The 9,095-nt window shown below is 23.3% G+C and carries 8 protein-coding genes; all 8 read right to left on the reverse strand.

All coding sequences use genetic code 11. The annotated features are described in order from the left end of the window. Nucleotides 1-467: 467 nt before the first annotated feature. Genes cas2 through ACWI69_RS11135 form a run of 8 tightly spaced genes read right to left on the reverse strand, consistent with a single transcriptional unit; the run spans nucleotide 468 to nucleotide 8,956 of the window. Nucleotides 468-710: a CRISPR-associated endonuclease Cas2 gene (cas2, locus tag ACWI69_RS11100; protein ID WP_448821903.1), complete on the reverse strand. Its 243-nt coding sequence runs from the start codon at nucleotides 708-710 to the stop codon at nucleotides 468-470. Next, nucleotides 711-1,706 carry a type I-B CRISPR-associated endonuclease Cas1b gene (gene cas1b / locus ACWI69_RS11105; protein ID WP_448821904.1) on the reverse strand — a complete coding sequence of 332 codons (996 nt, stop codon included), beginning with the start codon at nucleotides 1,704-1,706 and terminating at the stop codon, nucleotides 711-713. 15 nt (nucleotides 1,707-1,721) lie between these two features. Beyond that, nucleotides 1,722-2,207 (reverse strand): CRISPR-associated protein Cas4, encoded by a 486-nt coding sequence (gene cas4 / locus ACWI69_RS11110; protein WP_448821905.1) that lies wholly within the window; start codon nucleotides 2,205-2,207, stop codon nucleotides 1,722-1,724. Nucleotides 2,208-2,218: 11 nt separating this feature from the next. After that, entirely contained in the window at nucleotides 2,219-4,735 is a 2,517-nt protein-coding gene (cas3, locus tag ACWI69_RS11115) for a CRISPR-associated helicase Cas3' (RefSeq protein WP_448821906.1), read from the reverse strand. Nucleotides 4,736-4,788: 53 nt separating this feature from the next. Continuing rightward, nucleotides 4,789-5,523, reverse strand: a complete 735-nt coding sequence (gene cas5b, locus ACWI69_RS11120; protein WP_448821907.1) for a type I-B CRISPR-associated protein Cas5b — start codon at nucleotides 5,521-5,523, stop codon at nucleotides 4,789-4,791. 2 nt (nucleotides 5,524-5,525) lie between these two features. Next, complete coding sequence (locus tag ACWI69_RS11125) at nucleotides 5,526-6,455, reverse strand: type I CRISPR-associated protein Cas7 (RefSeq protein WP_448821908.1); 930 nt, start codon at nucleotides 6,453-6,455, stop codon at nucleotides 5,526-5,528. Between the two features lie 2 nt (nucleotides 6,456-6,457). After that, a complete protein-coding gene (locus ACWI69_RS11130; RefSeq protein ID WP_448821909.1) occupies nucleotides 6,458-8,242 on the reverse strand; it encodes a hypothetical protein in 1,785 nt (594 codons plus the stop codon). 24 nt (nucleotides 8,243-8,266) lie between these two features. After that, on the reverse strand, nucleotides 8,267-8,956 hold the full coding sequence (locus ACWI69_RS11135; RefSeq protein ID WP_448821910.1) for a CRISPR-associated endoribonuclease Cas6: 690 nt from the start codon (nucleotides 8,954-8,956) through the stop codon (nucleotides 8,267-8,269). Between the last annotated feature and the right edge of the window lie 139 nt (nucleotides 8,957-9,095).

Raw genomic sequence — 9,095 nt, forward strand, 5'->3', positions numbered from 1 at the left:
AATGTTAAGGTTAAACTAAAACTCTAATTGTTTAAAACTAACCATAAGGAGATTTAAATACATCTAATGTTAAGGTTAAACACGGGAAAGAATTTAATGAGCAAGAGCTTTTCGCATTTAAATACATCTAATGTTAAGGTTAAACTCCTAACACTGACATTGGTGGTGCTGCGTATTTCATATTTAAATACATCTAATGTTAAGGTTAAACAGTTCTTGCTGGTGCAAAATCTCCATCTAATGCATCATTTAAATACATCTAATGTTAAGGTTAAACCCAAGTAAATAAAGAGGTTTATAAAAATAAAAAAAGCCGATGTAGCTTATAAACTAAGTAATTTTTTTAATTTTTTCCAACTGATGGATAATTTGCTAAAAAATATTCTTTCTATTCAATTGAAGGGACTTCTTTATTTTTCACTTGGAAAATTATAAAAATATAGACTCACTATCTTTTTTATTTATACCTATGATTTTTCTTCAAAACTATAGGTTCCATAAAGTTTTATTATATTAATAAAATCATAATTTTTATCAATTACTTTATTAAGTTCATCTTCAATTTTAATTATATTAGCAGGTGTAATAGCTCCTCTAAATACTGATTTTTGATGGTGACTTAAGTATTTTTTACAAATTTTAAAAACTTTATTTACTCTTTTTTCTCCAACATCATAAAATAAAAAAATATAATTATAATTTTTTCCCATTTATTTTTTCTCCTTTAAAGAAAATGGTTTAAATTCAAAATTCTCAAGAATACATTTTAATAATTTATATCCATCATATTTAATAGCTTTTAAGTATGAAACATTTCTAAGTAAAGTTGTGTGCTTAAAAGTTTCATTAAATTTTGATTCTAAAGCCTCTAAAAAAATTTTTTTTCCACTTTCGTTTAAAAGACAATAATTTAAGTTTTTATCAAAATGCTTTTCAACACTTAATTTCCTATTATTTACACAATCAAAGATTGTTTTAAAAACTATAACTGGTTTAAAAACTTCCGATAAATCCAAACTTAAGGAGAATCGTCTTTCTTGTGGAGAATGTAAAAAAGAGATTCTTTGATCAAGATGAGTTTGATATATTTGTCCCATTGTTTTTGTATAGAGTATTGTATTTCCAAAAGAAATAAGAGCATTTAAAGGGTTATCCGGAGGTCTTTTAACTCTTTTATTAAAAATAAAATCTTCCCTAAGAAATAGTGAAAAAGAGTTATAAAAACGATACCAAATATCTGCCTCTGTTAAGAGAATCTCAGAAATACTATTACTGTTTTCTAATTTTTTTGGCATTTCATCTTTCAACCAATCTAAAAATTCTTTAAGCTCTTTTTTTTCGTGACGATAATAATGATATAACACCTCATGAATATTATTTCCAATTCCTAAAACGATTGCCTTAGCTATAAGTTCCCTTTTATCATTAAAAGCTTCAACTTGTTTAATAACAGTCTTTCCACTCATATACTTTTCACGAGGATAAAAAGTTCCACTATATCCTTCATAATGATTAAAAAGATGAAGAACAATATTATTTTTACTTAAAAAATCAATAACTTTTGTATTAAAAGAAACTTCATCTAAACAGTAGATTTCTTCTATTCCTTCAATTGGAATATAGTTGTTTCCATTGATATTTTTAAAATTTAAAGAGTTATCTTGTCTATGAAGTTCACCTTTTGATAATATATATTTTGTCCCCATTTTTCACCTCCATCTTTATATATAACAGAAAGCATAATAAGCACATTTTTTACACTTATTACTATTTTCAATAGCAGGGAGATCTGAATTTGAAACTAAAATTTTTATTTCAGAAATAATATCTTCAAGTTCTTTTTCAGATGAAGAATCTAATAAGATTTCATAATTTTTTTTATCTATTTTATTTTTTTCTAAAAAAGTAAGTCTTCCTTTTTTTATAATCCCTTTTTCCTTAAGCTTTTTTAAATAAAATAGTAATTGAAATCTACTAGCATTAAAGTCAGCATCACTTTTTTTTATTTCAGTAACAAATTCTCCTTTAATTTTATCTAATTTAATATTATCAATCTCTATTTCATCTGTATTATGTCTTTCATGAAGAGCTTTACCAACCTTTACAAGATTGCTTTCATCTTCAAGGTTAATTCTGTGATAATGAAGATAGCATTGTCTTTTACAATGGATATAATAGTTTATAATTGTTCCTGTGATATTATTCATAGTAACTCCTTTCATAAAAATTCTATAAATGAATCTTCCCCATCAAATTTTTCTCGATTAAATTTCATTTTCCCGTTAAATTCAATAAAATAATCTGTTGTATTTTCGATATAAAAAATATCTCCTATATTATCAGAATAAGATTTGTTTAAAGTTTTAACTTTATAGATAAAGTAATCCATTTTTTCCATAAGATTTGATAATTTTACTCTTTTTTCAGAATAGGAAATAGTATTATTTTCTAATAACTCTTTGTATTTTTGCCATACATGAGAACCTTTGATGGTTTTATTATCAATATTAATTTCTCTATTGAGAAAGACAGAAACATCCTCTCTTTTTTCTATTAATTTTAATCGTTCAGAAATATCTTTAAAACTTAAAGTGAATATAAAATCCTTTTTAAACTTATCAATATTTTTACTATTCATTTTTATGGCTTCTTTATTAAGAGAATCTATAATTTGATTATAATATTCTTTAAAATCTTTATTTATTAAGAATTTTTTTATTTTATCTGAATTTAAAGTATTTTCATAATCACTTCTTACCTCAGTTCTATAAACATCTTTAGGTTTATCAACTTCAAAAAAATAAACTTTTCCACTTTTTTTACAAGATCTATTTACTCTTCCTAAAAATTGTTCTTCCGAATCTAAGATAGATATATTTTTATACCCTATATCCATATCAATATCTACACCAGCTTCTATAACTTGGGTGGATATTAAAATGATAGGGGAGTTTTGATTTTTAATTTTTGAGATAATCTCTTTTCTTTCAGCTTTATTATCATCACCAGTTAGAAGTTCTAAATTTAAGTTGATATTTTCATCTAACAAAAGTTTAAAAAATTCAAATGCAGTTTTCTTTTTGATAAATTCAACAACTATTTTTTTATTTTCATTATAATTTTTAATTACACTATTTTTTAATAAGTTTAATTTTTTTGATTTATCACATTCTTTTAAATCATCTAAAAAAGAATAATCAATTTCAACTCTTTTAGAAAATAGTTCATTTTGATAATATTTATTTATGTTGGAAATCAATGGAGTAAATATAGTTTTATTTAAAGAATAATCTATTAAATCATCAATTTTAGGCAATGTTGCAGACATAATTATAAATTTAATATTTAAAACTTTTGAAAAACAATTTAAAAAAATTGCAATCTCTTTCCAAATATTATTCCTATAAGCTTGAATTTCATCAATAATAACAACACTATTTGCAATTTGAAATAGTGGAAAATGAGCCTCCCTATCTAAACCAAAAAGATAGTTAAAAAAATTGACATGAGTTGTTAAAACTATTGGTGAATGTATAAATTGTCTATCTAAAAGAAACTTTTCATAATCTATTTTTTCGCCAGATTCTAATTTTATTTCACCTTCACTTTCTTTAAAAAAAGGAGTTATGCTATTAATAATACTTACATCTTTATTATAAGTTTCAACACCTAAAATATCTTTAAGACTTTCTCCCGTTTGTTCAACTAAGGTATTGAAAGGAAAAATATAAAAAAGTTTATTTAAATTTTGATTTTGCTTTAATAGATTAAAAGCTAAATTAATTGAACAAATAGTTTTTCCACTTCCAGTAGGAGCTTCAAGAAAATAGATATTACTATCCAAATTTTTTTCTAAATTATATTGTGATTCTAAGAAAAGCTCGCTTCTTAATACATTTATTGGAATATTTTTAAAGGGATTTTCCTCTTTATTTTCTTTAAAGTTTTTATATTTATTTATTCCTTCAAAAACTTTTGTATTTTTAAAATTATCTAAATAAGGATTTACATTTTTTAAGAGTCCAATATCTTCTATAGGAGATTTATTCATAAATTCTGATGTCGAGTAAAAATCAGCAGATACTAAAAGTGAATATAGAAGCTTTACATAGATATAAAGCTCTAAAAAATCCCAATCATTTCTTTCAAAACACTTTAAAGAATCTTGAAGCCATTTAATAACTTGAGTAATATCTTCATCAGTATCATTTAGATTTAAAAGATTAAATAACGAATCTCTTTTATCTTTTAAATCTTCATATGAATCTAAAAAAGAATTTAAAAATGTCATAAACGCATCTAAAGAACCATGATGTTTTGATATTATATACATATTAAGAAAAAGGAAAATTAACATATCTTCATGAGATTCTAAAACATTATCTATGTAGTAATCAAAATATATTTTAGTTGATAGTGGAGAATGATTTGTTGTAAAATTTGCCTTTTTTTTAAAGTTTTTATTTTTCATCTTAAAAATTTGAAAATTTTCATTAATTTTTCCAACATCATGGAAAATAATAGTATCAAAAAACATATTTTTCCAAAATTCGAAATCTTTATTATTCTTAAAAAAACTATGTCCTAAATTATTGATTACCTCCTCTAAGTTTTTCTCATGTATTATTTTTTTTACATATTTTTCAGTTAAATAAATATGATCTTTAAGAAGTTCTACTCTTTCTTCTGAAATATGGGCATAAAATTTTTCAAAGTTATCAACAAAACTAAACATATTTATCTCTCCTTTGAGCTTTATTTACATCTAATGTTAAGGTTAAATTTTTCTTAAAAGAAAAAAAGATTTAGATCATTGCATCTATATATATCTTTAAAATATTGTAGTTTTAAATTAAAGTTAGTATGCAAAAATTTTTGATAGATATATTGATTTGTAATCTCCTCTAATTTATACGGAAGTCTTTCTTCGTATTTAAAATATTCTCCTCTTACTCTTTGAGGTTGGCTAATAGCTTCTACATTATCTTTATCTATAAGGCTATGTATTTCACAAATATCTTCAATATTTTCAACATTTAAAATTTCAACATCTTTTATATTAGCAATATGATCATTTTTTCCTAAATAAGGAATGTATGTAAAGTGATATTTTAATAATCGTTCCTCTAAAATCTTTAAAAGACTAGAATGATTATCTAATAAAATATAGATATCCCACTCAGGATTTTCAAGCCATTGTTCTTTTACAATAAGGTTTCCACCCTCTTCAAAGCTTGCATATCCAACGCTATTATTAAAAACTTGAATTTTTTTAGTTAGTGAAATATTTTTTGGAACAATACTAATCTTTAAATCTTTAAGGTTCTCATAGAATTCTGGATATATAGAAGGTTTAATCTTTCGTTTTTGTTGATTGTATCCTTCTAACCCTAAAATAGCCCCCAAAATACCAAGTAGTGAAATTTTATGTATATTAGAATATGTAAAATAAATATAACTATTAACATCAGGTTTTTTAAAGAAAGCTGTTTGTCCACTTAAATTAAATTTTAAAGCTTTCATTTTTACACCTCTTCTCTAGTAAATATATTATAATATTTTGTCCCTTCTATTGTTTTTTCAATCTCAGTATTATATGGGTTATAATAAATCTCAATTGACTTTATTGATTTTTTGAATGAGTTTAAAAGTTCTGAAAAATTAAAAATAAATCTATTTTTGTCGTTATCTATTTTTTCAAATTCAACTAAATTTCCTAAATCAGGTAAATATTGATTTTCATCAGTTTCTATAAATACAGCAAGTTCATTTTCACACCCAACTTTACTATTTGTATTAAAAGAGGTTGCAGATACTAAAGCTACCCTTTTGAATTTAGCATAATCCTCTTCTGTATAACCTTCAGTTACACCCATTGCCTTAAATTCATCATAAGCTCTAGGATTTATAGCAAAATGATAAACATAATGAGCTTCATTACTTACAATTTTACTTCCTAAAGTTGAATTATCATCATCAGAGTTTTTAGAGTTTCTAAATGGAGATAAAATTGATTGTTCCTCTGTTATACTATCAATATATTTATTAAATCCTTGAGTAATTTGTACAGCTCCTGTGATGCTTAAATTTTTTCCCTCTTCAGCAAAGGTAGCTCCAAAATTTTTAACATCAGTTGCTAAAAATAGATTTTTTAGGACATTTTCGATACTTTTTTCTTTTTTTAAATCCTCAGTATTAAATATTTGCTCATATCTTTCTTTCAAACTACGAGGTCTTAATTTAGTCTCCCCTTTTTCATTATCTATTTTATATGATTTTATATATAAAATCTTTTCATTCTCATTTTCCCACATCTTTTTCATAGGATATTTTAAGGCTTTATCACTTCCAAAAATAGATCCATCAGATGTTGTTTTTGGATATCCTGTAAAATCAGCATTCCAGTTTGCCATAATTGACTTGATTCCAATAATACCATATACTCTTTTTTTCATAGTTAATTTTCCTCCTTAAAATATATTAAAGAATTAAAAAGATAACCTAACATTAAATATTTCTCATTAATCTTAGAAGTACAGTCATAGGCTAAAATCATTCCATATAGATTATTAAATCTCTTGCTATTTAAATCTATTCTGTAATTATACTTTTTAAATAACTTTTGAAGTTCATCTTTTAATTTTTGTGGATTTTTGCAATTAATAATAGGATTAATTAAAGAATGTTTTTTCTCTGCACTTTTACTAAGTGATATAAAATACTTAGCAAGCTGTCCTACAGCCATAAAATATTCTTCATCAGAATTTATCTCTTTAGTTATATTAGAATTTATCTTGTTATTTAAAGAATCAAAAATATTATTAGCTTCAACTTGCATATCTTCCTCCCTATTGAATATATATTTACATATTGATATGTATAGACTAAATTGTTCACAAGCTTTAAATTCATATGGTTTGATAGTTTTATTATTAAGAATAGTATTTTTAATAATTTTTAATCCTACTTTTTCAAAATTTCTTTTTAAAAGAGTCTCATTTTTTTTGAAAAATAAATCTTCCCATATATTTTTACTTTGTCCTAACAAATCTTTAGATATAACTACAAATTTAGGTAAAGTTATATCTTTAATAGAGTTAAAATAATTTGTAGTTAAACAGTTTTCATAAAAAATATCGTTAATTAAATTTTGAAGAATATTTTCATTAGTTATATTTTTATAATAGTCTGGAATATCTTCTTTATAAGGAAGGTTAAACAGATCTCGATTAATTATTTTAATATTAATTTCTTTATCTTTTAAAAGTTCAGAATCAACAATTTGAGGTTCTGTTCCTTTATTAACTCTTAAAAAATACCCTGATTTAGTTTTTTCAGGAAACTCTTTATATCCATTTATCCCGTCTTCAAAACTTAAATATATATTATTTTCACGTCGTCCTAAAAAGCTCATAAGGTAATCAAAAAAGTATTTTTGCTCGAGAACTTCACGACTATCTATTAAATATGGTATGGTATTTTTTCTAGACATATTTTTTAAAAATACTTTTTTGGGATTTAAATTTACATTGTTATTAGGAAGTCCATAGATAATATTATCAATCTCTACATTAAAGTCATTTTTATTATAAATACTTGGAATAGTGTACTTTTCACACTCTTTTTCAAAATTCTCAAGAGGAAAATTAAAAAATATTTTTAAGTAACTTTTATCAGCTTTTAAGCTATCATTTATATCTAAATCTTCTTTTAATCTGCTATTAATATCAGCAATATTTTTGTTAAGAATATTATTTTCAATCCAAGATTTAATATAAACAACATCATTAGCATTTACTTTACCAAGTCTTTTTTCAATCTCTAGATACAAGTCAAACTTCTTTTTATCATTTTTATATTTTAAGGTTGGATTTAAAAGATTAGAATAATAATCATCAATTCTTTCCTTTTTTATCTTATCTTCTAAGGAGTCTTTTTTTATAAAAAAACTATAAATATTGTTAGAATGAATAACTTTTTTCATATCAATTGGTTTATTTATATCTATTAGAGAACTCAAATAATCTAAATTAGAAAAATATCGATATTCTATATCTTTTGGACTATCTTTTCTCACTTCTAGATATTTTTTTATCTTTCCAGTTTTATCATCAACTAAAATGTAGCTTCCATAACTTAAAGGGTAGTCATCTGTAATAAAAGTTATTTTACTATGCTCATCACTCTTACTTAAATACTCTGACCTACTTTTTTTAAAAATCTCTATACAATCTTTTAGCATTTTTCACCTCGCTATCTATTGAAATTAAATAAACTTTGCATTTACATATCCAAATCCTCGAGCACCAAGCTCTAAAAGACCTGTTGAAAAAATAATCCATCCTAACTTTTGAGCAAATTCATTATCTTCAAGCTCAATTTGCAATTTATCTCCTAAAAGAGTTACATTTTTATATTTTGTTCCTATTGGAATTCTATTTTTAAAATCTATCTTTTTTATAAAATCAAAATTTTCATCTAATTTAGTATTGAAAAAGAAATTATATTTTTTTATAGCATTTTCTTTTATTCTTTTTTCAAATGCTTCAAAAGTTTCATGCTCCTTCCAATATCCGTCATTAAATTTGCATACAGCAGGAGTTATACTATAAATTTCCAATATATGTTTTTTATCTATTAAGGTACTTTTAGCTGTAAGAATTTGAATATCATCACTTCTTAATCCTGGTAACGCTTCTTTAAAAAATTTATTAAAATCATTCCCAAAAACTCTTAATTTTATAGTGTATATATTTTTAGATTTATAAATTGATTTTTCTAAAGGGTAAAAACTATTAAAAACATAGTTTTTAAATTTGATAGATTTATGATAATTTTTCATATCCTCATTTTTTAAAAATGAGAGATCAATTAAATTTGCTATCTTTTCTAAAGTACTTTCCTTTGAAATATCTTTTAACAAATATACTTTTAAATCAATTTCATATGTTTTCAAAACAATATCCCTCCTTCTATATCTCCTTTTTATAACATTGCTTAATTTTATAAATTTAATATTTTAATTATACCTCATATTTTAAAACTTATTTATTTGAAATATTTTTAAAATTTCTTCTAGTATAAAAATGAGGGAG

Source organism: Cetobacterium sp., from assembly GCF_977044495.1.